This window comes from Bradyrhizobium brasilense, assembly GCF_029714345.1.
Classification (GTDB): Bacteria; Pseudomonadota; Alphaproteobacteria; order Rhizobiales; family Xanthobacteraceae; genus Bradyrhizobium; species Bradyrhizobium australafricanum.
The window spans coordinates 4,066,769-4,091,599 of record NZ_CP121669.1; the positions used below are offsets into that span (position 1 = coordinate 4,066,769).

Here is a 24,831-nt window from a genome sequence, read left to right on the forward strand (position 1 = left end):
AATTTGTGGAGCGACCGAGCTCATATGCGATAGCCCTGCCCGCAAGCGGGAGAGGGAACGCAGTTTCGATGCCGGTACGGCTCGATGATTTCAAGCATTTCAGAGCAACAAAAACGGCCGGAGCAATGCCTCGGCCGTTTGCCGTCGACGACAGATCAGCTCGTCTCAGAACGCAACCTGCGTACGCAGCGCGACCGCGTCGAACTTCGATCCGACGTCCGCAGCCGAGGTCGCCGAGGCCTGCTTGGCGATATCGCCGTGCAGATAGTTCAGCATGAAGCGGACGTTGTTGTTGACGTACCAGTTCAGCGCGGCGGTGTAGACGGTCTGCCGTCCACCCGCGATGCCGACCGCCTGCGCGATCTGATCGTTGAGGTCCATCGTGCTGACGCGGCCGGCGATTTCCCAGGCGCCCCAGCCGCCGCCGGCGAGCGAGAACGGATCATGCGGCTTGATCCCGCTATAGGAGGCCGTCGCCGGGTTGTAGGCGTGGTTCTCGCCGGTCAGCACATAGCCGACCTGCGCGTAACCGCCGTCGAACTTCAGGCTCGGCGCGCCGAACGGCGGCAGTCCGGTGTTCGCGGAGCGATCGACATTGAACCAGTAATATTCGCCCTGCGCGATGAACGGGCCATAGGTCGCTGCCGCTTCGACGCCGTAGACCTGCGCGCCGGAGACGTTGGCGATCGCACCGGTCGAGATCAGCGTGGTTGGATCGATGCGCAGCTCGGGCCGGTCGCTGAGCGTGAGCGTCTGCGCCTGCGTGAGCTGGTTGCGCGGCGGCTGCACCAGCCATTCCGCATCGGCGCCGATGTGCACCGAATAGTTCTTGCCGCTGATCGGATTGCCGGCGACGCGGATGACGCCGCCATACTGCTCGGACGTGCCGGCGGGCGAGGCGGAGGACGCAGAGTGGATGGCGCCCGACGTCGGTCCGGTGACATAGCCGCCGATCCAGAACTGGTCGTTCCACCAGCGGGTGCCGGCGGCCGAACGGAAGTCACCGGCGGCGATGTTCTGGGCGATGATGCCGACCGAGGCGCGCTCCATGAACAGGATGTCGTTGGAGCTGGTCGCTTCGTCGAGTGTCCACGGCACGTCCATGATGCCGCCTTCGATCGCCATCTTGCCGCCGAACGGCTTGAAGCCGGTGTAGCTCAGATACGCGTTCTCGATGCCTGAGGTGCCGCCGCCGGGCAGCGATCCCGGCGCCGCGCCGCCGAAGCCGTCGGACGAGCCGCCGAAATCGTAGATCAGCGAGTAATTCCAGTCACCGAAGAACTTGCCGACGATGCCGATGCGCGCGCGGCGGACGTTCTCGCCGCTGTCGAGCTTCTGCGGTGAGGTGCCTGCGGTGTTCGGGCGATAGTCGTAGCCGCCGACATCCCAGTGCACGCGGCTCGTGATCGCAACGCAGTTCTGTTCGTCCGCGGTGCAGATCGTCGGCCGGTTGTTCGGCATCGTCACCACGACGCCGGACGGCGCGACCGGGCCCTTCACCGGGATCGCGGCGTTGGCGGTCGCCACCCGCGCGGCCTTGGCATCCGCCGCCTTCGCATTGGCGTTTGCGCTGGCTGCGCTTGCGGTATTGGCGTTGGTCTGCTTCTGCAGTTTGTCGAGCTTCTGCTCGAGCATCTTCAGCTGCTGCTTCAGCAGCGCGATCTCCGCATCGCTGCCGCCTCCGGCCGATTGCGAATAGGCCGGCGAGGCGGCAAGCGCACCTGCCAGGCCTATGGCGATTGCACTGACTTTTGTTGCACCCATTGTGCACCCCTGTTGTGTTTGAATTCCCCACTCACTCACTGAACGGTCCTAGGAGCGTATCGTGACTGACGCACGACAGTGCTTCCGGGCATCGCAGTTCCGCTTGTGGTCCGCAGGCAACAAGCGGAGCGGCGCAGTGAGATGACAGCCATCATAGAAGCTTGGCGGCGCGCTTCAACGCGGCCGCTGCGGGTTGTGCACCGGTACGGCGGGGGGCCAGTTATCCGGCCGGGCGCCCTTCAATTGCCCGGCGAACACGCCTATATTCCGGCGTTTCCACGAGAGGTGAGAATGCTCCGACCTGTCCGCTTTGCTGCCGTATCCGCTCTGTGCACGTTGGCCTTCATGGGGAATCTTTCCGCAGCCGCGGCCCAGGACCGCCGCGTGCCGTCCTCGCAGGCCGAGCTGCAATTGTCCTATGCGCCGATCGTGCAGCGGGTGCAGCCGGCGGTGGTCAATGTCTACGCCGCCAAGACCGTGCAAAACCGCAATCCATTCCTGGACGACCCGATTTTTCGCCGCTTCTTCGGCGTGCCGGGACAGCAGCCCGAGCAGATGCAGCGCTCGCTCGGCTCCGGCGTGATGGTCGACGGCTCCGGCCTCGTAGTCACAAACAATCACGTGATCGAGGGCGCCGATCAGGTGAAGGTCTCGCTCGCCGACAAGCGCGAATACGAGGCCGAGATCGTGCTGAAGGACAGCCGTACCGACCTCGCGGTGCTGCGCCTGAAGGACACCAACAAGGAGAAGTTCGCGACCCTCGACTTCGCCAATTCCGACCAACTGCAGGTCGGTGACGTCGTGCTCGCGATCGGCAATCCGTTCGGCGTCGGCCAGACCGTGACGCACGGCATCATCTCGGCCCTGGCGCGCACTCAAGTCGGGATCACGGATTATCAATTCTTCATTCAGACCGACGCCGCGATCAATCCCGGCAATTCCGGCGGCGCGCTGGTCGACATGACCGGCCGGCTCGCCGGCATCAACACTGCGATCTTCTCGCGCTCCGGCGGCTCGCAGGGCATCGGCTTTGCGATCCCCGCCAACATGGTGCGCGTCGTGGTGGCCTCCGCCAAGAGCGGCGGCAAGAATGTGAAGCGGCCATGGCTCGGCGCGCGGCTGCAGGCGGTGACGCCGGAGATTGCCGAGACGCTCGGGCTGAAGCTGCCGTCTGGCGCGCTGGTCGCCAACGTCGCGCCGAACAGCCCGGCGGCGAAGGCGGGCCTGAAGCTCTCTGACCTGATCGTCGGGATCGACGGCACGCCGATCGACGATCCCAACGCGTTCGACTACCGCTTCGCGACCCGTCCGCTCGGCGGCAACGCGGAGATCGAGGTGCAGCGCGCCGGCAAGCCGGTGAAGCTCACCATACCGCTGGAGACCGCGCCCGACACCAACCGCGACGAGATCGTGCTGACCGCGCGCTCGCCGTTCCAGGGCGCGAGGGTCGCCAACATCTCGCCGGCGCTGGCCGACGAACTGCATCTCGACGCCGGTGCCGAGGGCGTGGTGGTGACTGATCTCGCCGGTGACGGCACCGCGGCCAATGTCGGCTTCCAGAAGGGCGACATCATCCTCGCGGTCAACAACGAGAAGATCGTGCGGACCAGCGACCTCGAGAAGGCATCGAAGACGGGGACGCGGGTCTGGCGCATCACGCTGGTGCGCGGCGGCCAGCAGATCAACGTGACGCTCGGCGGATGAGCCCCAAGCGACCGCGAGAGGCCGGCAACCTCTTTGCTGCGGCGGGGATGGAGCAGGACGCGCCGCACCCGCTGCCGGACCGGCTGCGTCCGCGCACGCTGGCCGATGTCGTCGGCCAGGATCACATCCTCGGCCCTGACGGCGCGCTGACGCGGATGCTGGAGACGCGCACGCTGGGCTCGCTGGTGTTCTGGGGACCGCCCGGCACCGGCAAGACCACGGTGGCGCGGCTTCTGGCCGACGCCACCGAGCTGCATTTCGAGCAGATCTCCGCGGTGTTCTCCGGCGTCGCCGATCTCAAGAAGGCGTTCGATGCCGCGCGTACCCGCCGCGAGACCGGCAAGGGCACGCTGCTGTTCGTCGACGAGGTGCATCGTTTCAATCGCGCGCAGCAGGATTCCTTCCTGCCCGTGATGGAGGACGGCACGGTGGTGCTGGTCGGCGCCACCACGGAGAACCCGTCCTTCGAGCTCAACGCGGCGCTTCTGTCGCGCGCCCGCGTGCTGGTGTTTCACTCGCTCGATACGGCGGCGATCGAGAAACTGTTCGCCAATGCCGAGAAGATCGAGGGCAAGCCGCTGCCGCTCGATGCCGAAGCGCGCGCCGTGCTGGTGCGGATGGCCGATGGCGATGGCCGCGCCTCGCTGACATTGGCCGAAGAGGTCTGGCGCGCCGCCCGCAAGGGCGAGGTGTTCAACGCCGAGCAGTTGCAGGCCATCCTGCAACGCCGGGCGCCGATCTACGACAAATCGGCCGACGGCCATTACAATCTGATCTCGGCGCTGCACAAGTCGGTGCGTGGCTCCGATCCGGATGCGGCGCTGTATTATCTGGCACGCATGTTCGATGCCGGCGAGGATCCGCTGTTCCTGGCGCGGCGCGTGGTGCGCATGGCGGTCGAGGACATCGGCCTTGCCGATCCGCAGGCGCTGGCGGTCTGCAACGCCGCCAAGGATGCCTACGACTTCCTCGGCTCGCCGGAGGGTGAGCTTGCGATCGCGCAGGCCGTGGTCTATCTCGCCACCGCACCGAAATCGAACGCGGTCTACACCGCGTTCGGCGCGGCGATGCAGACCGCGAAGCAGGGCGGCTCGCTGCTGCCGCCGAAGCACATTTTGAATTCGCCGACCAAGCTGATGAAGTCGGAGGGCTACGGCTCCGGCTATCAATATGATCACGACATGCCGGACGCATTCTCCGGCCAGGACTATTTCCCGGAAGCGCTGGGCCGCCAGACCTTCTACGATCCGCCCGACCGCGGCTTCGAACGCGAGATCCGCAAGCGGCTGGATTACTGGCAGCGGCTGCGCAAGGAACGGGGCGGGAGCTAGAGCAAGACGAGATTGGGCCGCGGCCGCGAATAGCGTGCGTTCCCACCTGCGGCGCGGGCAGGGAACGCTTGCGCAACTTCGGAATATTAGAAATATATTCCTGATTTGCCCGACGTGTCAAGTTGCTTGGTGCCACGCTGGCCGCCGCCGGCTACTTTGTATGGGGTTGTTTTCGATATTTTGCCAGCGCCCGCTGCGACGGCCCATAACTTGATAGTGCTTGAGCGCATCACTTGACGCTCTTCACGAAGTCCAGGATCTCGTCCGTCAGTCGCGTATCCGGCGTGTTGATCGCATAGACCTCCGACATATGGCTGTGCTGCGGCAGCATGAAGCTGCGGGCGCAGCCGCTCGGCCGCTTGCAGCTGGCCTGCTTCATGAGCTCGAACTGCTCGACGAAGCGCGGCGGATCGAGCTCCGCCGCCGTGATCAGGAACGGGATCGGGCTCGCGACCAGCCCTTGCAGCGAGGAGCGTTCGGCATAGCGCGAGGGGTCGGAGCCGTAATAGGCGAGCTCGGCGTCGCCGGCCGGCGAGGCCGTCAGATCATAGATGCCCGACACCATGATCGCGCCGGCAAGCCCGCTGCCCTTCACCTTGTGGAATTCGCCATGGGAGACATAGCTCGCGACATGGATCGCGCCGGCCGATTGGCCCATCAGGAAGATGCGCCTGGGCTCGCCGCCGCGGGAGGCGATGTTTTCCGCAACCCACTGCACGATCGCACCGATGTCCTCCGGGCCTGCCGGCCACGGAAAGGCCGGCGCCAGGCGATAGGTGGCATTGACGCCGACGAAGCCGTTCTTCACCGCCCACAGCATGATGTTGTCGTAGAACGGGCTGCCGGGCGCGCGCTTGTTGCCCGCGACGAAGCCCCCGCCATGGATGTAGATCAGCACGGGTCGTGCGGGCGCCGCCGTCTCCGGCGTGAACACGTCGAGCAGATGCCGGTCGGCGGGGCCGTATTTGAGGTCGCGCTCGACCTTGACGCCCTGATAGGGCTCCTTCTGCTGCAGCGGCGCGTAGAGTGCAGCGGTCTTGGGCGGGTCGATGACGCGGCCGAGTTCCAGGAGCTTCCAGGCCAGATCTTCCGGCATCGCGGCTTCGGGCATCGGGCTTTGCTGGGCGAGCGCCGGGTCCGTGAGCATCAGGGCCGCCGCCAAGGCCGATATCGCCAGTCTCATTCCAGGGCCCCCGTCGATTGCCGTATGCGGCCGAACATGGCCGATCTTGCGCCGGATTCACACCGATTTCGCCGTGACGATTCGCGGCATTTGCGCTAGGCACAATGCAGGTCTGGAGCCGAAAAATCACCATGAGCCGCCGCATCAAGAGAACTACATCGCCGGGCGACCGCGCCAAAGGGCGCGACAAGGGCCGCGACCGGGACCGCGCCGGCGATCGCGGCAAGGATCGTGGTAAGGATCGTGGCAAGAGCGGATCGGCGCAGCGCACCCGTAAGCCGGACGATCGCAAGTTCGGTGAGCGCAAGTCTGGAGAGCGTCCGTTCGCGCATCGTGCGGCCGGAAAGCCGCCGCGCTTTGCCGAGCCGCGCCGCGACCGGCAGGAGCGGGCTGAGCCCGCCGCTACGAAGCCCGCGGCCGAGCAGCCGCTGCCGACCAAGGTGCAGACCGTCGTCGTCACCGCCGACGAGAACGGCATGCGCGTCGACCGTTTCCTCGAGGCACGCTTTCCCGGCCTGTCGTTCTCCCACATCCAGCGCATCGTCCGGAAGGGCGAGCTCAGGGTCAACGGCAAGCGCGCCGATTCCAAGGACCGGCTGGAGGAGGGCCAGAGCGTGCGCATCCCGCCGCTGCGGCTCGATACGCCGAAGACATCAGGCACGCTCTCCGAGGCCGAGGCGAAGACGCTGCAGGCGTTGAAGGACATGACGCTGTACGAGGACGACGACGTGCTGGTGCTGAACAAGCCGGCCGGTCTCGCCGTGCAGGGCGGCTCCGGCATGACGCGCCATGTCGACCAGATGCTCGAGGTGATGCGCGACGCCAAGGGGCAGAAGCCGCGGCTGGTGCATCGGCTCGACCGCGAGACCTCCGGCTGCCTTCTGGTCGCCAAGACGCGTTTCGCTGCCACGCATCTCACCGGCGCCTTCCGCCATCGCTCCGCGCGCAAGATCTACTGGGCGCTGGTCGCCGGCGTGCCGAAGCCGAAGCAGGGCCGCATCTCGACCTATCTCGCCAAGGAGGAGAGCGAGGAGGACAGCATCATGCGGATCGCCGAGCATGGTGACGAGGGCGCGAGCCACGCGGTGACCTATTATGCCGTGGTCGAGACCTCGGCGACCAAGCTCGCCTGGGTCTCGCTCAAGCCGGTGACCGGCCGCACCCATCAATTGCGCGCCCACATGGCGCATATCGATCATGCCATCGTCGGCGATCCGAAATACTTCAACAAGGAGAACTGGCAGCTGCCCGGCGGCTTGCAGAACCGGCTGCATCTGCTCGCCCGCCGTATCGTGATTCCGCACCCGCGCGGCGGCGTGATCGATGCCACCGCGCCGCTGCCGCCGCACATGCTGCAATCCTGGAATCTGCTCGGGCTCGAGGCCGATCGGTTCGACCCGATCGAGAACGCGCCCGAGGAGTGACTGGCGGGGCGCGGCCTCCAATATCTGTCGCGGACAGCAACAACGATCAAACGGCTCCGCGCTTTGCGGCTATCTTCGCACGCCGGCCTTTGCCGGCCTGCAACGGAGACTCTCCATGATCGGCACCTGGCTGCGCGGCACGCTTTTCCTGATCGGCTCGGCTGTCGCCTCGGTGACGGCACAGGCCGAGACCATCGTGCTCCGCGGCGGCACGCTCTACGCATCGGCCGATGCGCAGGCGCTGCCGAATGCGGTGGTCGTGATGACCGACGGCGTCATCAGCGCTGTCGGCAAGTCCGGCGACATCCAGGCGCCGCCGGATGCCCGCGTGATCGATTGCAGCGGCAAGACCATCGTCGCCGGCTTCTGGAACAGCCATGTTCATTTCACGCAGAAAGTCTGGCGCAACGCCGGCGCAGCGCCGGCCGCGGCGCTGACGCAGCACATGCAGGAGATGCTGACGCGCTGGGGTTTTACCACGGTCTGGGATCTCGGCTCGGATCCGAGCGACACCTTGCCGCTGCGCAAGCGCATCGCCGCGGGCGAAGTCGCCGGCCCCAACATCCTGCTTGCCGGCAACATCTTCCCGAAGGGCGGGCACCCCGTCTACATCCCACGCGAAGTACAGCTTCCTGAAGTCGCAACGCCGGAGGAGGCAACGAAATGGGCGCGCGACTGGCTCGGCATGGGTGAGGACGGTATCAAGCTGTTCACCGGCGCGTTCATGGGGGACAAGCCCGTCGTCAACATGGACCCTGCAATCGCCAAAGCGGCTGTCGACGTCGCGCATGCGCAGGGCAGACCGGTGTTCGCGCATCCGCAGAACAAGGTCGGTGTCGAGACGGTGATCGAGGCCGGCGTCGACGTGCTCGCGCACACCACGCCCGGCGAACCCAGCTACACCGCGGATCAGCTGGCGCGGTTCAAGGCACAAGGGACTGCGCTCGTTCCCACACTGTCGCTGTTCACCACGGTGGTGCTCGATCCCAACGTCACCAACCGTCTGGTGGCTTCGACCGTCAACCAGCTCAAGCAGTTTTCGGAGAATGGCGGCACGGTGCTGTTCGGCACCGATGTCGGTTTCACCACGCTGTACGACACCACGCAGGAATTTCAGCTGATGCATCGCGTGTTGTCGGAGCGGCAGGTGTTGGCCTCGCTGACGACCAATCCGGCGCGGTTCTTCAAGGCCGCGAAGAAGGGTCGGGTGGAGCAGGGCTTCGACGCCGATCTCGTGGTGCTCGACGGCGATCCGCTCGACGACGTCGGCAATCTTGCGAAAGTGAGCAGCACCATCCGTTCCGGTCACGTGATCTACCAGAAGCCGTAACGATGGCGGGGAACTCGCATTTCGGGGGCAGCATTGACGCTTGGTGCGTTCACTTGAACCGTTGCTGCCGCGTCACGACATATAGGCTATGAAGCGATCCCTGATTGTTGCCGGCATTCTGCTCTGGGCCATCGGCGCGGCAAGCGCGCAAATCCTTGCGCCCGGCCGCTCGACGTGGGATCCGCCGGTCCCCCAACCTCCGCCGCCGCCGCGGATCGAGGTGCCGGCGATCCCCAGGATGGACGCGCCGACGCAGCCGAGCCTGCGTTCGCGGCCGCGCAGCTCGTTCGGCGACCGCGTCAGCCGGTGTCTCGACGAGGCCGCCGCCGCCGGCCTGAACCAGGCCGAGCGTGCCGCCTATTCGCGATCCTGCGCCAACCACCGGGATTAGGACGTCGACATCGGAATAAGGCGGCACCCGATGCCGCTTGGACCGAAATCGGTCCTGATCCGAAGATCCGACATCCCGCTTGACGCAAAATGAAATCCGCCGGCCTTTGGGCCGGCGGATTGTTGTGTGGCGAGGTACGTCTTCAGTGGTTCCAGTTGCCGCCCTGATCGTTGCCGCCATCATGATGATGGCCGCCACCGTCGAAGTCGAAGAAGTCGAACAGGTCGCTGATCGCCGGGCTGTTGACCGGAACATAGGGATTGCCGGGTGTCGCAACCGGGTTCGGGAAGTTGTCGCGGCTGCGGTGCGTGATCGGTTGCAGGTCCCAGTTCCGCTCGATGAATTTGATGATCGAGACGTGATCGGAATATTCATGCGAGATGTGGCCCTGCCGCGCGAACGGCGACACCACGATCAGCGGAATACGCGTGCCGTCGCCGAAGTAATCGAGCGGCTGCACATAGCCTGAGTCGAAGTAGCCGCCGCCTTCGTCGAAGGTGATGAAGATCGCGGTGTCCTTGGCGTAGTCGGAGCCCTCGACCTGGTCGACGATCTTCTTCACGAAGCCCTCGAACAGGTTGAGCTTGGACGACGCCGGGTGGCCGTCGGTGAAGCCGCTCGGCTTGACGATGGAGACCGCCGGCAGCGCGTGCTTGGAGAGGTCGGAGTACAGATCAACCGAGTCCTTGATATGGGCTGCGACCTGCTCCGGGTGCGTCATGATCGAGGTGTCGTACTGGAACGGATTGCAGATGTTGCAGTACTCGTCGGCGTTCGGTCCGGCTACGCCCCAGTTGAGCTGGTAGGGGTCGTTGACGTAGTTGTTCCACTGGTCGCCGTAATACTTCCAGGAGACGTTCCGCTCGTTCAGGCTGTCGCCGATGCTCTTGCGGGTCGACGGCGGGATCGTGAACGGCGTGTTGGAGGGATTGGTGTCGGTGTAGGCGTTCTTGCCGTTGCCGAAATAGCCCGGGTTGTAGTTGTTCAAGAGATAATAGTGGCCCGGTTCGCAATTCGGATTGATCCGGAGCCCCTTCAGATAGTCGAGGATCGGCTTGACGCCCGGCTGGCCCGGATCCGAGCAGTCGCTGTAGGAGCCGCCGCCGGACACCGGATTGGTCTGGTAGGGCGGCGCGAAGCCGCCATTGCCGCCAGCGCCGTAACCGTCCTCGGTGTACCAGTTGTTGGTACCCATGGCCGGATTCGGGTTCTCGATCTGATGCACGATGCCGGCGTCGGGCGTGCCGCCGAACACCTGCACGCCGTTCGGCGGCACGGCGGCGTTGCCATAGGTGTCGCTGAAGTAGAGCATGTCGGCATGGCCGAACATGATGTGGTTGGCACCGGTGCCGCCGTTGACGGACTGGTGGAAGTTGTCGCTCATCGCATATTTCTGCGCGAGCGAGGTAAAGTAGGGCGCGTCGCCCTTCTGCACATTGTAGAAGCCGAGCGCGGTCGAACCCTCGCCTGTGGTCGTTGCCGTCGGCGAATAGTCGGTGGAGAAGTTGGAGGGCTGTGCCGCGCCGTTGGCGCCGGCGCCGACGGTGACTTCAACCCAGGCGAACAGATTGTTGCCGCAGCCCGACGGATTGTCGCGGCTGGCCGCCGAGCGGTTGCAGTTCAGCTGCTGCCACATCTGGTAGAAGCGATGCACCGGGCTCGCCGCATAGGCGTCGTAGGGCATGGCATCGTTGTTGGTGAGCTGGAACGGACCGGCCGGCAGCGCGCTGACATTGGTGATGCGCTGGTCGGGGGTCTGCGAGGTCTGGCCGGTGCCGCCGGTCAGCAGGTACTGGTAGTATTCGGACGGCAGGCCGGACTCCGACTGCTGCGCCAGCGCCAGCGATGCCTCGCACGTGGTGATCGGCGAGCTGCCGCATTTGTTCGGGATGTAGGAGACCTTGGGGCCGCCGACCAGCGGAGCCGGCAATTGATCCCTGGGGAAGTCCTGCTTCGGCGGGCTCAGCAGGAACGCATCGTTCAGGCCGGTATCGGTCGCGGCCTGCTGGTGCGCCTTTTCGAAGTTGGGCCCGGGGATCGCGTTCTTGTTGGCGTCGAGCTTGACGATGCCCTGCGAGAGCAGGTTGAACACGCTTTCGCCGCGCCGTTCAGGCACGTAGGTCGCGAACACGTGGTCGAAGCTGCGGTTCTCGCCGATGATGACGATCACGTGCTTGATCGGCGACCGCGCCTCATGTCCACCGTGATGATTCCAATCCTCCGCAAGCACCGGGCCGGCGGTGAACTGACCTAGCGCAAGCGCGCTGAGGGTAAGGCGGCAACCTTGCAGCCAACGTGACTTGTGCCTGTCGCGCATTAGAGCTCTCCTTTTTGCTGATTGGGCGGCTTGGTGGAACTTGCGGCGTCTCGCGGCACGACCTTGATCCGTCCCATCATGCCGCCGTCCTCATGCTCGAGGACGTGGCAGTGGTAGACAAAGGTGCCGACGATGTTGGGATCGCGGAAATCCATGCGCAGGCGCACGCTCGGATATTTCAGCATCCGGGTGTTGTAGTAGGGCACATTGACGGTATCGCGCAGGAACGGCTCGTTGACGGCGACGCCGGACCAGTCGAGCAGCTGGAAGTGAAGCTGATGGATATGGAAATCATGCAGCTCCATCGAGCGGTTCTCGATGATCCAGTCCTCGACGTCGCCCTGCTGCACGGTGATGTCGGGCACGTCAGAATGCGGATCGAACGGCTTCGGCGTCTCGCCGTCGAGGGTCATGAAGAACCTGGTCGGGCTGTTCGGATCGTTCGGGTTCTCCGGCTGCTCGGAGAAGAACAGTTTCCTGACGCGCACCGGGGCGACGTTTCCGAGCCACGGCCGCTCGGGGCGGGGCAGCGGCTCAGCGTGCGCGGCCAGTGCGGCGTGCGGTTCGCTTGCATCGGCTGATGCCGTGATCGCCACCAGCGCGCGGTTGGGGTCGTTTTCGCCGGCGGGCCCGGTGTCGACCGCGCGCGTCACCAGCAAGGCCTGGGCGCCCGCGGGCGGTCCTTCGACGATGAACTCGGCGCGCGAGCCCGGCGGCAGGCCGATATGGTTGACCCATTGCACCGACGGCGATGGGCTGCCGTCGAACTGCAACGGCACGCCATCGAGCCCGACGATGCCGATTTGCTGCGGCGCGCGGCCGACCAGCAGCGCGAGGTTGAGATAGGTGATCGCGGACGCGTTCAGCACGCGCCAGAGCTGCCGCTCGCCGGGCTTCATCGTGAGCCTGGCCGGCGGATAGTTCGGATAGGGCACCGGCACGAAATTGACGGAGAGATCCTTCGACGGCTTGCCGAAGCCGGTGCCGGAATTGGCGACGTCGCCATCATTGTCGAGCTGGCTCTTGGTCATGACCGGCTCGAATTTCGACGGCGGCGCGTCGGGATTGACCAGATCCTGGTCGCGGATCACGAGCACGCGCTCGGGCAAGCCGGCGAGCTGTGGATCGGCGCGCTCGATGCCTTCGACGATGATGGCGCCGGAAGCGCCGCCGAGCACCTGCGTCTTGCTGAGGCCGTGCAGATGCGGGTGATACCAATAGAGGCCGGGCGGCGCGTCGCCCGGAATGCGCAGGCGATAGTCGAACGGCGCATCATCAGGCTGGATCGAGGTGCTCAGCACCTCATCCTGGTGGCAGACCGGCGGCACGGTCAGCCCGTGGAAGTGCAGATTGGTCGAGACTGGCGTCATCGCGCCGCTCTCGCAAATGTCTGCCGGCTTTTTCGTCGTGCAGATCGGCGCGCCGGCGAGCGGGCGGTCGATCGCAGGCGTTGCCGTGTCGAGGTCGACGAGGTCGTTCTTGAAATGAATGACCAGCTGATCGCCGGGCCTCAGCCGCAGCGTCGGCGACGGCTTGCCGTCCGGCGTCAGATAGCAGTAGCGGCTCGTGCCATCCGGCAGTTTCTGATCGTGGATCGTGAGGCCGGTTTCGAGCACGCCGTCGCGGCTGCGCAATTCCGCCGGCTCCGCGATCGCGCTTCCGGGTTCGGGCCGCGCACACACGTCCTGCTGCGCGCGCGGCGCATCGTGCAAGCCGGTCGCGCCGAGCCATGCCGTCACGCCGCTCGCGGCGAGCCCGAGGCAGGCCGCGACGATGACACAACAAACGGTCGAAAGTCGTCGTGCCACGCCGCCCCGCCAATACGCCGCCACAGGCGCGCAAGCGGGCTACCGACGCCACGCGTGACGTCAGTCCACGTCTTGCGACCGCAAGGGTCGGCAAATGCTTCTGTTTGGTGCTGTGAGGCTAGCGGTGCGTTGTTGCCGGAATCTGGCAGGTTTTCAACACGCAGATGACAGAAACTTGCGGCACTTCGACGCAGAAATGGGCACGACGTTCAAACCTGCTGAGCGATCAATCGGATGAGCCATTCACCGACTGAATTGCGGAGATACGGCGACGCGCAGGCAATCGGCAAAATTTTTTCGGTGTCGCCGATCCTGCCGCCTGTTCGCCGTCCTGCGCCAACGGCCGGGACACGACTTGCCGATGCACGAGACGTGCGGGCCACGGCAACCTGCGGAACTCTCGTCGTCGTTCACGACGGGAGGGCCTCACGTTGTGACGGTCCTGCATTCCCCTCACGAAGGCGAGCAGTCCTCCGAACAAAACGGAGGAAATTGTTATCGCGCCGGTGCGAGTTCGAACGGGCAAGCGGCATCGGCCGGCGGAGGCGCGGCGATCCGGTTCAGGGCTGTCGAATTTGCGGATCTGTCTGGCTATCCAAACGGACCGCTTTGATTTCGTCTCATGATCTTGAGCGTGAGCAGCGCCGCCCCGAGCACAAGAAACAGGACACCGACGACAGTTGTGCTTGTCGATTCGAATGTCATACCGACTGCTGTCAGCAAGCAGCCTACAACGATAGCAATAAGCCCACCAAGCTTCTTTACCAACAGAAGCTGTCCGTCGCTTGCGCGCGCCACCATGATCAACCTCACTCTGTAAGTGATGCGGTCATTCCACCGTCGCCGCGGGCCGGTGTTGCTTGGACAAGCGGCGGGCTCACATCCGCACACGATGATCGTACTCTCGCGTGCCAATGATGGAAATCGCTCGTTGCTGCCATGATGACTTCTCTTTTGATTCAATTGCGCCGCGGGCGATTGGACAATCTTGCTTACCTAGCCGCGCCGAAACGTCGCATGACTATATCGAGTGTGCATCGCGCAACGGCGCTGCGATTCCGCGATACGCAATGCGTTCAGCGCATTTGTCGTAAAGTGTTCTGGACCAACGCAAGCATTGCAAAGGCTGTGGGAGTGGATCGTTGACTCCGTGGTTTTTTGGGCGCCTACTTCTGGTTGCCGACTAGAAGACCTGAAGCAATAAGGTCGAAATCCGGAAGGACAGCCAATGCGGCCGCCTTCGATCGCGGAACAAGCGGAGCGGCCCTACATCTCGACCGGGCACTTGCCCGAACCCGAGATGGTGCAGGAGCTCGTGTCTCAAGCGCATCAGCGCTTCAAGTCGAACAGCGAAGGGACCAATTCGCAGGTTTATCCGGCCCTGGCCAGGGTGCGGAGTGAACTGTTCGGCGTCTGCGTGGCCGGCACCAGCGGACGTGTCTACGGCGCGGGCGATACCGAATACGAATTCTCGATCATGAGTGTATCGAAGCCATTCGTATTCGCATTGGTGTGCGAGGCCATCGGCCCCGAAGAGGCTCGTGCAAAACTGGGCGCGAACGCGACCGGGCTGCCGTTCAATTCACTGGCGGCGATCGAGCATGGAGCCGGGCGTACCAACCCCATGGTGAACGCAGGCGCGATCGCGACCACAAGCCTCGTGCCGGGCTCGAGCGCTGACGAGCAATGGCGGTTCATCCATGACGGTCTCTCGCGCTTCGCGGGCCGCAAGCTTTCGCTCAACGAAGAAGTCTACGCATCGGCATCCAAGACCAATTTTCGCAACCGAAGCATCGCGCGGTTGCTGGAGAGCTACGACCGGATCTACTGCGACGCCAGGCAGGCGACCGATCTCTACACCCGGCAGTGTTCGCTGAATGTGAGCGCCAGGGATCTGGCCGTGATGGGTGCGACGCTCGCCGATGGTGGCGTGAATCCGGTGACCCGGCAGCGGGTGGTCGATGCGGCCGTGTGCCACTATGCGTTGGCGGTCATGGTCACTGCCGGACTGTACGAGACGTCGGGCGACTGGCTGTACGACATCGGTCTGCCCGGCAAAAGCGGCATTGGTGGAGGCATCGTCGCGGTGTCTCCGGGAAAGGGTGGTTTCGGCACTTTCGGGCCGCCACTGGATGCGGCCGGCAACAGCGTGCGAGGGCAGCTCGCCGCGAAGTTCCTGTCGCAAAGACTGGGCATGGATCTGTTCGTGTCCCAACCGGACGAGTGAACAAGAGGCACTGAAGATCGGTCGAGCCGTGGCCCGATCGATCGCAACGTCGGGCAGGTTGGAGGACGCGATGGCAACGCAAGCAATCTCGATCGGCGACATTCATCAGGAAGAGCGCGCATCATGGGTGCCCATGGTCGCGATTGCGTTCGGCCAGATGATCATGTCGTTCAACGTCGCGTCGTTGCCGGTTGCGATGGGGGGAATGGTGGCCAGCTTCGGCGTGCCGCCGACCACTGTCGCGACCGGTATCGTGGCGTACTCGATGCTTGTCGCCGGGTTCGTGATGCTTGGCGCCAAGCTCGCCCAACGATTCGGGGCGGTGCAGGTGTTTCGTGCCGCCGTCGTGCTTTTTCTGATAGCGCAGATTGCGATGACGTTCAGCCCCACGGCCTCCGTCATGATTTCCGCTCAGGCGCTTTGCGGCGCTGCGGGCGCGGTGATCGTGCCCTCGCTCGTCGCGCTGATTGCCGAGAATTATGCCGGACGCCAGCAGGCGACGGCCCTTGGCGCGTTGGGCTCGGCGCGGGCTGCCGCCGGCGTGCTGGCATTCGTCGTCGGCGGCTTGCTCGGCACCTATATCGGCTGGCGCCCCGCGTTTGGAGTTCTCATCGTTGCCTCGGCGATCGCTTTCGCTCTGAGTTTCCGCCTGCGGCCGGACCGCGGTCGCGCGGATGTCCAGATCGACCTGATCGGGGTCGCTCTTGCCGCGAGCGCGATCATCTTCATCAGCTTCGGCTTCAATAATCTGAACAGTTGGGGCGTGATCCTGGCGACCCCTAACGCGCCATTCGACTTGCTGGGCGTCTCGCCGGCACCGGTCCTGATCGTGCTTGGCATAGTGCTCGGGCAGGCATTCCTGATGTGGACGCATCGCCAGCAGGCCGCGGGGAGGACGCCTTTGCTGGCGTTGGAGGTGATCGATTCGCCGGAGGAGAGGTGCGCCGTCTACGCGCTGTTCGCGGTCGTGGCGCTCGAGGCATCGCTGAACTTCACGGTGCCGCTCTACATCCAGATCGTGCAGGGACGTTCGCCAATTGCGACGGCGATCGCGATGATGCCCTTCAATCTGACCGTTTTCCTCTCGGCGATGATGATCGTCAATCTCTACGACAAGCTGACGCCTCGCCAGATCGGACGCTTCGGCTTTGGTCTCTGTACCGTCGCGTTGTTATGGCTCGCGTTCGTCGTGCGCAACGACTGGAGCGAGATTCCCGTTCTCCTTGGCCTCGTGCTGTTCGGCATCGGCCAGGGCTCGCTGGTGACACTTCTGTTCAACGTTCTGGTCACTGCTTCGCCCAAGGCGTTGGCGGGGGATGTCGGGTCCTTGCGCGGAACCACGCAGAATCTGGCGGCTGCCGTCGGCACCGCGGTGGCCGGAGCTCTGCTGGTCGGTCTTTTGAGCACGATCGCGCTCGGCAGGATCGCGGCCAGTCCGGTGCTGACCAAGGAGCTTCAGAGTCAGGTTGACCTCGGCAACATCACCTTCGTCAGCAATGACCGGCTGCGCAGTGTGCTCGAAGGCACGAGCGGTACGCCGCAGCAGGTCGAGGAAGCCGTCCGGGTCAACACCGAAGCGCGCCTGCGCGCTTTGAAGATCGGATTGCTGATCATGGCCGGCCTCGCACTGCTTGCGGTCATTCCCGCGGGAGGGCTGCCGAATTATCGGCCAGGCGAAATACCGGACGACGGAGCGACCGGCGAGCGCGAGCGATCGACCTGATCGGGATGTTGGCCGCCGCTGGCTGCAACAACAACGAGGTGCCAGATATGGATGAACTCGACCGTCGCATCGTGCTCCGGAGAATGCTTGGCGGCGTCGCAGCCGCTGGTCTCGGAACCGGCTTGCTGATGCAGGCGGCCAGGGCGCTGCCACTGGCCCCCGAAGATGCCCTCGTCGCGAAGACGGATGATCCGGAGCGGCCGCTTCATATGGTCGTCGCCCGGCCACCACCGCGCCCGCGTCCTCCGCCACCGCGCCGCCGCTGGCATCGCCGACGCCGCTGGACCTGTTGGTGGCACAGAGGTCGCCGCCGCTGTGGATGGCGCTGGTGAGGGCAGGCACAAGCTCCGGCAGCTCGAGTGGCCCGGTTGCGCGCGACCGGGCCATGGCTGCTTGGGATCAAGGAGGACGACATGGCTACCTATGAGAACAGTTCCACGATGCTCCGCGGCCTGCCTGGCCCGCCCTTATGGGTCTGCGTGCTGCTGGGCCTCGTTATGATCGCCGCGGGCCTTCTGGTCCTGGGAGATGTCGTGCTTTTCACCGTGATCAGCGCCATCTTTATCGGCTGGACCGCCATCGTTGCCGGCGGGTTCGAAATCCTGCACGCCTTCTGGACCAAGGGCTGGGGTGGATTCGTGTGGCAGCTTGTGCTGGGGGTGCTCTACCTTGCCTGCGGAATCGTTCTGCTCAGCCAACCGGTGGCGAGCGCGCTGCTCCTGACCTATGCCCTCGGTCTCATGCTTTTGGTCTCAGGGATTGTGCGCATGCTGGTCGGCATCGGCCATTGGCAGCAGTCCGGCTGGATCATGCTGGCATCCGGGCTGTTTGGCGTTCTGGCCGGCCTCATCATTCTGACGGGATTTCCGGCGACCGGGCTGTGGGTGCTCGGGCTGCTGCTGGGGATCGATCTGCTGTCTCATGGCATCGGATGGCTGACTTACGCTTTACAGCCTGCCGCCAGAGCGGCTCAATAGGCCGTCGATCCTCCAGGGAGCAGCAGAACTCTCATTAATCGTCTGAAATCAAATCGGCTCCTCGCGACATCAATGACGGTCTCGCGCGATGCGCCATCGGCGGAGAGTGGACATGTCAGGTTTGAGGAAGGGCGTGAGAGTTTCGGCGCTGGTTGCGTCGATCGTGATGAGCCTCGTCGCCTTGCTGCCCGCGCAAGCTCAGCAGGATGGCGACGTGCTGTTTCAGAACGTGCGAATTTTCGATGGCAGGAATGGCGCGCTGTCCGGGCCGTCCAATGTGCTGATCCGGAACAACAAGATCGAGAAAATTTCGACTGGGCCGATCGCGGCCGACGCTCGGGTGATTGCCGGCGACGGACGGGTGCTGATGCCCGGGCTGATCGACGCGCACTGGCATGCATTGCTGGTACGCCCGACGCCGGCGGCCGTGATGGCCAGCGACATCGGTTACATCAATCTTCTTGCGGCCGCCGAGGCAACGGCCACCCTCATGCGTGGCTTTACCACCATTCGCGACATGGGCGGGCCGGCCTTTTCCCTCAAGCGCGCGATCGACGAAGGTCTCGTCGCCGGTCCCCGCATCTACCCATCCGGTGCCATGATCACCATCACCGGCGGCCATGGCGACTTCCGGCCGCTGTCCGATCTGCCCAGAACAATCGGCGGCATGCTCAGCCGCATGGAAAGGATAGGCGGCGCCATGGTCGCGGACAGCCCGGATGAAGTTCGCGTGCGCGCGCGCGAGCAGCTCATGCAAGGGGCTACGCAGGTCAAGCTCACGGCGGGCGGTGGGGTGGCGTCGCCGTTCAGCCCGCTCGATGTGTCCACGTTCACTGAACCGGAGTTGCGCGCCGCGGTCGAGGCTGCGGAGAACTGGGGTACTTATGCCGTCGTACACGCCTACACGCCGGTCGCGATCCAGCGATCGATCGCAGCGGGGGTCAAGTGTATCGAGCATGGTCATTTGATGGACGACGCGTCGGCCCGCCTGATGGCCGAGAAGGGAATTTGGCTGAGCACCCAGCCCTTCCTCGATCTGTCGGGCGCCAGCGCCCTTGGACCTGCGGAGCAGGATAAGATGCGGCAGGTTGTTGCCGGCACCGACAGGGTCTACGGCTTTGCGAAGAAGTACAAGTTGAAGACGGCATTCGGTACCGACGTCTTGTTCTCGAAGGCGCTTGCTGACCGGCAAGGAGCCATGCTGACGACCCTCACGCGATGGTACACACCGGCTGAAGCGCTCATCATGGCGACTTCGACGAATGCCGAATTGCTCAGTCTGTCCGGGCTTCGAAATCCATATCCAGGCAAGCTTGGCGTGGTGGAGGAAGGTGCGCTCGCCGACCTTCTGCTGGTCGATGGCAATCCAATCGACAACATCAAGCTGATAGAGGATCCGGCGAAGAACTTCCTGGTCATCATGAAAGATGGGAAGGTCTACAAGAATCTTCTTGGTGGTGACCGGAACAGGTAGGCGGACATGATCACAAGGCGGGCCAAGCGGCAGTATCAAAGCATCGGCTCGTAGCCGAATGGCTGCCAACGTTGGCCCGTGGAGCGCCGGAAGGACAAGGGCAGTCTACTACCGCCGAAACTGCGTCAGAAACGTCCGCAAGGAATCGTGCGGGCTCTCGACATCCGAAATCACCCAGCCGTCGGGACCGTTGACGACGATGAAGTTGAGCGTGACGGCGCGGCCTTCATTGTCGAATGTCACCGTCACGTCGGCTTTGTCGAACTGCCGGCGCGGGATTGCGATCGAGATCGGGCCGAGCCGCCAGGTCGGGCTCTGCACCAGAAAATCGTAGGGCGCATCGTGCAGCGCGGTCCAGGCACCACGCAGGGTGGGATCGAAGAATCGGCGAGCGGTTTCCTCGTCGCGCGGCAGGCCGTTGGAATATTCGGCGCTGCCTCGCCCATAATGGGCGTAGACGTTGCGGATCAGGGATTCCGGCGAACGGAACCCGGCGCAGGCTGTGGCGGCGGCGAAAACCGCCGCAACCAGCGAAAAACCCGCAAGGAATTTGCCGCGTCCCATCAGCTTTATTTGCCGTTGCCCCTGACATATCTTGCAGGGAAATCCCTTTGAACGAAAGCCGGCCGGCGCGATGCGCGAACTTTTCGACGATGTCCCAGAACAATCTCCGTTCGATCCGCAGGAGGCGGTGCGGCGCCACATTCGCACGCCCCAGCGCAAGCGGTTCTACACCAGCGCCGGCGTCGCCGAGGCCGATGGCGGATTTTCGATCACCCTCGACGGCAAGCCGATCCGCACGCCGTCCGGCAAACCGATCGCGGTGCCGACGCGGGCCATTGCGGACGCGGTCGCGGCGGAATGGAATGCGCAGGGCGAGACCATCGATCCCATGACCATGCCGCTGACGCGGCTTGCCAACAGCGTGATCGAGGGGGTGATTGATCGCGTCGAAGAGGTCGCCGACGATGCGGCCAAGTTCCTCGGCAGCGACCTCTTGTTCTATCGCGCCGGCCATCCAGAGACGCTGGTGGCGCGCGAGGCCCAGCACTGGGATCCGATCCTGTTCTGGGCCGCCGACGCGCTCGGCGCCCATTTCGTGATGGCCGAGGGGGTGATGCATGTCGGCCAGCCCGAGCCTGCGATCAAGGCGGCGCGGGCAGCGTTCCCGACCGACCCATGGTCGGTCGCGGCGCTCCATGTGGTGACGACGCTGACCGGCTCGGCGCTGCTGGCGCTGGCGCTCGCGCACGGCGTCCGTGACGAGGACCAGGTCTGGGCCGCCGCCTATGTCGACGAGGACTGGAACATCGAGAGATGGGGCGTCGACGAGGAGGTCGCCGCCCGCCGCGCCGCCCGCCAGCTCGATTTCAAGGCCGCCGCCGGCGTGCTCAGGGAGCTCAAGCCGGCTGCCGGTTAACGAGGGGTTTACGGCGCCGGGCTAGCCTGCGGCACGTTCCTCGCGCCTGGCCGAGACCTCCGACATGGCAATCGCCATCAATCCCGTGCTGCCGGTGCTCGCCTCGAAGGAGGCGGACAGCGTTGCGCCGGACCTCACGCTGGAGGCCGGCAGCGTCGTCAATGCGCAGGTGCTGAAAGTGCTGTCCGCCGATCTGGTGCGGATCGCGATCGCGAGCCTGTCGATCGACGTCCAGACCGAGGTGCCGCTGCAGCAGGGCCAGAACCTGCAGTTCGCGGTGTCGCAGACCAATGACGGCATCCGCCTGCAGCTGGTCGGGCCGGGCCCGGACACCGGCGATGCCGTCCGGCTGTCGCCGGCGGCGGCCAACGCCACCGATGCCGCCCAGCCGATCGCGACGGCACCGAAGGCGGTATTGACGCCGCTGGAGCGCGTCACCATCACCGCGACGGCCCAGACCGCGGCGGCGGTGCAGGGCAGCCAGGCGCCGCTGTTCGCCAATCTCGCCGCGGTCGCCTCGGCCAATCTACCGCCGAAGCTGCAGGCCGCGATCGCGCAGGTGCTGGCGCAGCAGACCGGCCTCGACGAGAATTTGAGCGGCGACGCGGTGAAGACCGGCTTGCAGAAATCCGGGCTGCTGTTCGAGGCGACGCTCGCGGTGGGCATTGCGCCGGCGAGCGGCAGCGCGCCCGATCTGAAGGCCGCGCTGATCGTGCTGCGCCAGGCGCTGACCTCGCTTGGTACCGCTGATGCCGGCAGGCCGGCGTCCACCACATCGCTCCAGCAACCGGCGCAGGCCAGCGCCGCGACGGCGCCGAGCCTCGTGCCGTCAGGCACGCAAGACCTCGACGTTCGGGAGATCCTGCTGCCGCAGGCCCGCCTGCCGGTCGCCGAGGACGTCAGCCGCGGCACCGCAGGGTTCGCAGGAGCACTCGCCGATGCGCTCGATGCCGGCCCGTCCTCCGGCGGCGCGCTCAATCTCATTCAGGAGGCGCTGCACGAGCTCGGCAACCCGGCACGGCAGGGCGCTGTACCGAGGGAGCTGCTGCCGGGCGAGGTGCCGGTACGCGGCAACACACCGCCACCGCCGTTTCACGGTGCGCTGCCGTCGGCGCAGGCCGTCGCCGAGCCGTCGATCGCCCCAAACACGCCGCTCGCGACCGCCGCGCATCGCCTGCTGGAAAACACCGACGCCGCGCTGGCGCGGCAGACGCTGCTGCAAATCGCCTCGCTGCCGGACCGCGGCGACGCTACGCGGGGGCAACTCGACGCCATGCTGCCGCGCTGGAATTTCGAGATCCCGTTCCTGACCCAACAGGGCACGGCGATGGCGCAGTTCGAGATTTCCCGCGACGGCGGCGGCAATGAGGTCGAAGCCGCCAAGCGGGTGTGGCGCGCGCGCTTCACGCTCGACGTCGAGCCCGCCGGGCCGGTGCACGCGCTGGTCTCGCTGAACGGCGAGCGCACCTCGGTGCGGATGTGGGCCGAGCGTCCTTCGACCGCCGCGCAGCTGCGCGCCGGCGCCTCCGAGCTGAGCCAGGCGCTGACCAGGGCCGAGCTTACGCCCGGCGATATCGAGATCCGCGACGGCACCCCGCCGCAGCCTGCGCCCGCGCGCGCCGGCCATTTCCTGGATCGCGCATCGTGAGCGAGGCCAACAACCAGCTCGCGGTCGCGCTGCATTACGACCACGCCGGTGCGCCGCGCGTGGTCGCGAAGGGCAAGGGCGCGATCGGCGCCAAGATCATCGAGGTCGCCAAGGCCAACGATATTCCGATCGAGGAGAACGAGGTGTTGGCCGGCGCGCTCTCCAATGTCGAGCTCGGCGACGAGATCCCGGCCGAGCTCTACAAGGCCGTCGCCGAGGTGCTGGTGTTCGTGCTGCGGATGTCGGGCCGGGCGCGTTAGCGATCGCGTTTTCGAGCGAAGCGGGAACCGGTTCGCGTGAAGAAAACGCGACAAGCAAGTGAGTCTTCTTGCCATCCTTTCACCACGATGGCATCCACCATCGTCGTCAACGCGAACCTGCCCAGGATTTGTCGTGATCCATCGCCGTCATGCGCTCGGTCTGCTTGCTGCCGCTACGATCCTGCCGTCGCGCAGCTTCGCCAACGTGTCCTACCAGCGCAGCGAGTTTCGCGAGGAGCTGCAAAAGCGCTTCTTCGAGCTTGGCACCGAGGGCACCTTCGTCGGCTACAAGGTCGAGGACTATCTGATCATCGCAAGCGACAAGGTTCGCTCGGGCGAGGGCAAATTGCCGGCCTCGACCTTCAAGATCCCGAACGCGCTGATCGCGCTCGAGACCGGCGTGGTGCAGGACCCCGACAAGGACGTCTTCAAGTGGGACGGCACGACCCGGAGCATCGAGGCCTGGAACAAGGATCACACGCTGCGCTCCGCGCTCGCGGTGTCGGCCTTTCCGGTGTTCCAGGAGATCGCCCGCCGCATCGGCGAGGAGCGGATGAAGAAATATCTCGAGATCATCGACTACGGCAACCGCGACATCGGCGGCGGCATCGACCAGTTCTGGGTGACCGGCAATTTGCGGATCGATCCGGTGCAGCAGATCGATTTCCTCGACCGGCTGCGCCGCGGCGTGCTGCCGGTAGACAAGCGCAGCCAGCAGCTGGTGTGCGACATTCTCCCGGTGACGAAAGTCGGCGAGACCGTCATTCGCGCCAAGACCGGCCTCACCGACAAGGAGCACGGCTCGCTCGGCTGGCTGGTCGGCTGGGCCGAGAAGGGCACCGACATCACGGTGTTCGCGATGAACATGGACTGCAAGACGCAGGCGCAGATCGATGCGCGGATGAACGTCACGCAGCAATGCCTCACCGATATCGTCGCGCTGTGATGACCTGATCTGCGTGTTCATCGCTGGCTGGCGCTGCATAGCTCGACTAGCATCCTCCGACAAAATCAAGCGGAGGAATCATGCATTCAGCAACAGTCTGGCTCTCGTCGCTCACGCTGGCAGCGGCCGGCGGCTGGCTCGCGGCAACGGTGTTTTCAGCGCCGGCCACCAGCAAGGAGCCGCGCTTCCCGCAGCTCACGATGGAGCAGCTCAGCGACCTGCAAAAACCGCTCGGCGAGCAGATCATGAAGGTGTCGAGCGTCGGCATCGGCGGTCCCTACAATCCGATGATCCGGAGCCCGGTGCTGGGCCAGCGCCTCTACGATCTGTTCTACTATCTGCGCTGGCAGACCTCGGTGCCGACACGGCTGAACGAGTTCGCGATCCTGATCATCGGCCGGCAGTGGCGCTCGCAGGTCGAGTGGTTCGCGCACGCGCCGCTCGCCGCCAAGGCCGGCCTGCCGCCCGACGTCATCGCCGAGCTCAAGGCCGGCAACCGGCCGTCGAAGATGGCCGACGACGAGGCGGTCGTGTACGACTTCGTCACCGAACTCACCACGACCAAGAAGGTTTCCGACGAGACCTATGCGCGGGCCAAGAAGATTTTCAACGATCAGCAGATCGTCGACCTCACCGCGGTCGCCGGCAATTACGTGATGGTGGCGATGATCCTGGCGATGGCGGAGGAGACCGTGCCGCCGGGCAAGGAGGAGCCGTTCAAGGTTGGTGAGAAGTAGGGGCGGCTGAGGCGGTTGTGCGCTCCGGCATCGGCTCCGCTTCACCTCGCCCCGCGTGCGGGCAGAGGTCGGAACGCATCACTAGATGCGTTCCGGGTGAGGGGGAGTCTCCGCAAGCGTGGCTATCACCGAATGCGCGGAGATAGCCCCTCACCCCAACCCTCTCC

Annotated in this window: 20 protein-coding genes; 14 read left to right on the plus strand and 6 right to left on the minus strand. The window is 65.0% G+C overall.

What is annotated here, in order from left to right:
• Positions 1–165: 165 nt before the first annotated feature.
• Entirely contained in the window at positions 166–1,764 is a 1,599-nt protein-coding gene (locus QA635_RS18965) for an OprO/OprP family phosphate-selective porin (protein ID WP_057015490.1), read from the minus strand.
• Between the two features lie 345 nt (positions 1,765–2,109).
• On the opposite strand from QA635_RS18965, the gene QA635_RS18970 reads away from it, so the two are divergent.
• Positions 2,110–3,468 carry a DegQ family serine endoprotease gene (locus QA635_RS18970; RefSeq protein WP_092090135.1) on the plus strand — a complete coding sequence of 453 codons (1,359 nt, stop codon included), beginning with the start codon at positions 2,110–2,112 and terminating at the stop codon, positions 3,466–3,468.
• On the plus strand, positions 3,465–4,799 hold the full coding sequence (locus QA635_RS18975) for a replication-associated recombination protein A (RefSeq protein WP_283070954.1): 1,335 nt from the start codon (positions 3,465–3,467) through the stop codon (positions 4,797–4,799). The genes QA635_RS18970 and QA635_RS18975 overlap by 4 nt, the downstream gene beginning before the upstream one ends.
• A 229-nt stretch (positions 4,800–5,028) precedes the next feature.
• Here the strand turns inward: QA635_RS18975 and QA635_RS18980 are convergent, their stop codons facing one another.
• Entirely contained in the window at positions 5,029–5,982 is a 954-nt protein-coding gene (locus QA635_RS18980; RefSeq protein WP_283070955.1) for an alpha/beta hydrolase, read from the minus strand.
• 131 nt (positions 5,983–6,113) lie between these two features.
• Between QA635_RS18980 and QA635_RS18985 the strand changes: the two genes are divergently transcribed.
• The 3 genes from QA635_RS18985 (at position 6,114) to QA635_RS18995 (ending at position 9,127) form a co-directional block, all read left to right on the plus strand.
• A complete protein-coding gene (locus QA635_RS18985; RefSeq protein WP_283070956.1) occupies positions 6,114–7,406 on the plus strand; it encodes an RluA family pseudouridine synthase in 1,293 nt (430 codons plus the stop codon).
• A gap of 115 nt (positions 7,407–7,521) precedes the next feature.
• On the plus strand, positions 7,522–8,736 hold the full coding sequence (locus tag QA635_RS18990) for an amidohydrolase family protein (protein WP_283070957.1): 1,215 nt from the start codon (positions 7,522–7,524) through the stop codon (positions 8,734–8,736).
• An 88-nt stretch (positions 8,737–8,824) separates the two neighbouring features.
• On the plus strand, positions 8,825–9,127 hold the full coding sequence (locus tag QA635_RS18995; RefSeq protein WP_225160323.1) for a hypothetical protein: 303 nt from the start codon (positions 8,825–8,827) through the stop codon (positions 9,125–9,127).
• A 142-nt stretch (positions 9,128–9,269) separates the two neighbouring features.
• On the opposite strand, the gene QA635_RS19000 is transcribed toward QA635_RS18995, so the two are convergent.
• From QA635_RS19000 to QA635_RS19010, 3 genes are all read right to left on the minus strand, one after another.
• Entirely contained in the window at positions 9,270–11,444 is a 2,175-nt protein-coding gene (locus QA635_RS19000; RefSeq protein WP_283070959.1) for an alkaline phosphatase family protein, read from the minus strand.
• Complete coding sequence (locus QA635_RS19005; protein WP_283070961.1) at positions 11,444–13,252, minus strand: multicopper oxidase family protein; 1,809 nt, start codon at positions 13,250–13,252, stop codon at positions 11,444–11,446. Before QA635_RS19005 ends, QA635_RS19000 begins: the two co-directional genes overlap by 1 nt.
• A 591-nt stretch (positions 13,253–13,843) precedes the next feature.
• Positions 13,844–14,053 (minus strand): hypothetical protein, encoded by a 210-nt coding sequence (locus QA635_RS19010; RefSeq protein ID WP_283070964.1) that lies wholly within the window; start codon positions 14,051–14,053, stop codon positions 13,844–13,846.
• Positions 14,054–14,480: 427 nt separating this feature from the next.
• Between QA635_RS19010 and glsA the strand changes: the two genes are divergently transcribed.
• The 4 genes from glsA to QA635_RS19030 all read left to right on the plus strand — a co-directional run bounded on the left by glsA (position 14,481) and on the right by QA635_RS19030 (position 19,653).
• Positions 14,481–15,479, plus strand: a complete 999-nt coding sequence (gene glsA / locus QA635_RS19015) for a glutaminase A (protein WP_253623756.1) — start codon at positions 14,481–14,483, stop codon at positions 15,477–15,479.
• A 163-nt stretch (positions 15,480–15,642) separates the two neighbouring features.
• The gene (locus QA635_RS19020; RefSeq protein ID WP_283071707.1) at positions 15,643–17,202 is read left to right on the plus strand and encodes an MFS transporter; all 1,560 of its coding nucleotides are present in this window, start codon (positions 15,643–15,645) and stop codon (positions 17,200–17,202) included.
• Positions 17,203–17,615: 413 nt separating this feature from the next.
• Positions 17,616–18,179 (plus strand): HdeD family acid-resistance protein, encoded by a 564-nt coding sequence (locus QA635_RS19025; RefSeq protein WP_057015505.1) that lies wholly within the window; start codon positions 17,616–17,618, stop codon positions 18,177–18,179.
• Between the two features lie 166 nt (positions 18,180–18,345).
• Entirely contained in the window at positions 18,346–19,653 is a 1,308-nt protein-coding gene (locus QA635_RS19030; protein WP_425249193.1) for a metal-dependent hydrolase family protein, read from the plus strand.
• A gap of 108 nt (positions 19,654–19,761) precedes the next feature.
• Here the strand turns inward: QA635_RS19030 and QA635_RS19035 are convergent, their stop codons facing one another.
• Positions 19,762–20,217 carry a hypothetical protein gene (locus tag QA635_RS19035; RefSeq protein WP_225160318.1) on the minus strand — a complete coding sequence of 152 codons (456 nt, stop codon included), beginning with the start codon at positions 20,215–20,217 and terminating at the stop codon, positions 19,762–19,764.
• 70 nt (positions 20,218–20,287) lie between these two features.
• Between QA635_RS19035 and QA635_RS19040 the strand changes: the two genes are divergently transcribed.
• From QA635_RS19040 to QA635_RS19060, 5 genes are all read left to right on the plus strand, one after another.
• On the plus strand, positions 20,288–21,073 hold the full coding sequence (locus tag QA635_RS19040) for an ATP12 family chaperone protein (RefSeq protein ID WP_283070969.1): 786 nt from the start codon (positions 20,288–20,290) through the stop codon (positions 21,071–21,073).
• Positions 21,074–21,137: 64 nt separating this feature from the next.
• Positions 21,138–22,721 carry a flagellar hook-length control protein FliK gene (gene fliK / locus QA635_RS19045; protein ID WP_283070970.1) on the plus strand — a complete coding sequence of 528 codons (1,584 nt, stop codon included), beginning with the start codon at positions 21,138–21,140 and terminating at the stop codon, positions 22,719–22,721.
• Positions 22,718–22,981 carry an EscU/YscU/HrcU family type III secretion system export apparatus switch protein gene (locus QA635_RS19050; protein ID WP_028335488.1) on the plus strand — a complete coding sequence of 88 codons (264 nt, stop codon included), beginning with the start codon at positions 22,718–22,720 and terminating at the stop codon, positions 22,979–22,981. Before fliK ends, QA635_RS19050 begins: the two co-directional genes overlap by 4 nt.
• 133 nt (positions 22,982–23,114) lie before the next feature.
• Positions 23,115–23,927 carry a class D beta-lactamase gene (blaOXA, locus tag QA635_RS19055; protein ID WP_283070973.1) on the plus strand — a complete coding sequence of 271 codons (813 nt, stop codon included), beginning with the start codon at positions 23,115–23,117 and terminating at the stop codon, positions 23,925–23,927.
• 80 nt (positions 23,928–24,007) lie between these two features.
• Positions 24,008–24,664, plus strand: coding sequence for a carboxymuconolactone decarboxylase family protein (locus tag QA635_RS19060; protein WP_137483123.1), 657 nt, complete (start codon positions 24,008–24,010; stop codon positions 24,662–24,664).
• The last annotated feature ends 167 nt before the right edge of the window (positions 24,665–24,831 follow it).

Coding starts and splice junctions, on each gene's coding strand:
- QA635_RS18995 (WP_225160323.1), top strand. CDS start 8,825: ATGAAGCGATCCCTGATTGTTGCCGGCATTCTGCTCTGGGCCATCGGC.
- QA635_RS18985 (WP_283070956.1), top strand. CDS start 6,114: ATGAGCCGCCGCATCAAGAGAACTACATCGCCGGGCGACCGCGCCAAA.
- QA635_RS18990 (WP_283070957.1), top strand. CDS start 7,522: ATGATCGGCACCTGGCTGCGCGGCACGCTTTTCCTGATCGGCTCGGCT.
- QA635_RS19010 (WP_283070964.1), bottom strand. CDS start 14,053: ATGGTGGCGCGCGCAAGCGACGGACAGCTTCTGTTGGTAAAGAAGCTT.
- glsA (WP_253623756.1), top strand. CDS start 14,481: ATGCGGCCGCCTTCGATCGCGGAACAAGCGGAGCGGCCCTACATCTCG.
- QA635_RS19035 (WP_225160318.1), bottom strand. CDS start 20,217: ATGGGACGCGGCAAATTCCTTGCGGGTTTTTCGCTGGTTGCGGCGGTT.
- fliK (WP_283070970.1), top strand. CDS start 21,138: ATGGCAATCGCCATCAATCCCGTGCTGCCGGTGCTCGCCTCGAAGGAG.
- QA635_RS19000 (WP_283070959.1), bottom strand. CDS start 11,444: ATGCGCGACAGGCACAAGTCACGTTGGCTGCAAGGTTGCCGCCTTACC.
- QA635_RS19040 (WP_283070969.1), top strand. CDS start 20,288: ATGCGCGAACTTTTCGACGATGTCCCAGAACAATCTCCGTTCGATCCG.
- QA635_RS19060 (WP_137483123.1), top strand. CDS start 24,008: ATGCATTCAGCAACAGTCTGGCTCTCGTCGCTCACGCTGGCAGCGGCC.
- QA635_RS18975 (WP_283070954.1), top strand. CDS start 3,465: ATGAGCCCCAAGCGACCGCGAGAGGCCGGCAACCTCTTTGCTGCGGCG.
- QA635_RS19020 (WP_283071707.1), top strand. CDS start 15,643: ATGTCGTTCAACGTCGCGTCGTTGCCGGTTGCGATGGGGGGAATGGTG.
- QA635_RS18980 (WP_283070955.1), bottom strand. CDS start 5,982: ATGAGACTGGCGATATCGGCCTTGGCGGCGGCCCTGATGCTCACGGAC.
- QA635_RS18965 (WP_057015490.1), bottom strand. CDS start 1,764: ATGGGTGCAACAAAAGTCAGTGCAATCGCCATAGGCCTGGCAGGTGCG.
- QA635_RS19030 (WP_425249193.1), top strand. CDS start 18,346: ATGAGCCTCGTCGCCTTGCTGCCCGCGCAAGCTCAGCAGGATGGCGAC.
- QA635_RS19025 (WP_057015505.1), top strand. CDS start 17,616: ATGGCTACCTATGAGAACAGTTCCACGATGCTCCGCGGCCTGCCTGGC.
- QA635_RS18970 (WP_092090135.1), top strand. CDS start 2,110: ATGGGGAATCTTTCCGCAGCCGCGGCCCAGGACCGCCGCGTGCCGTCC.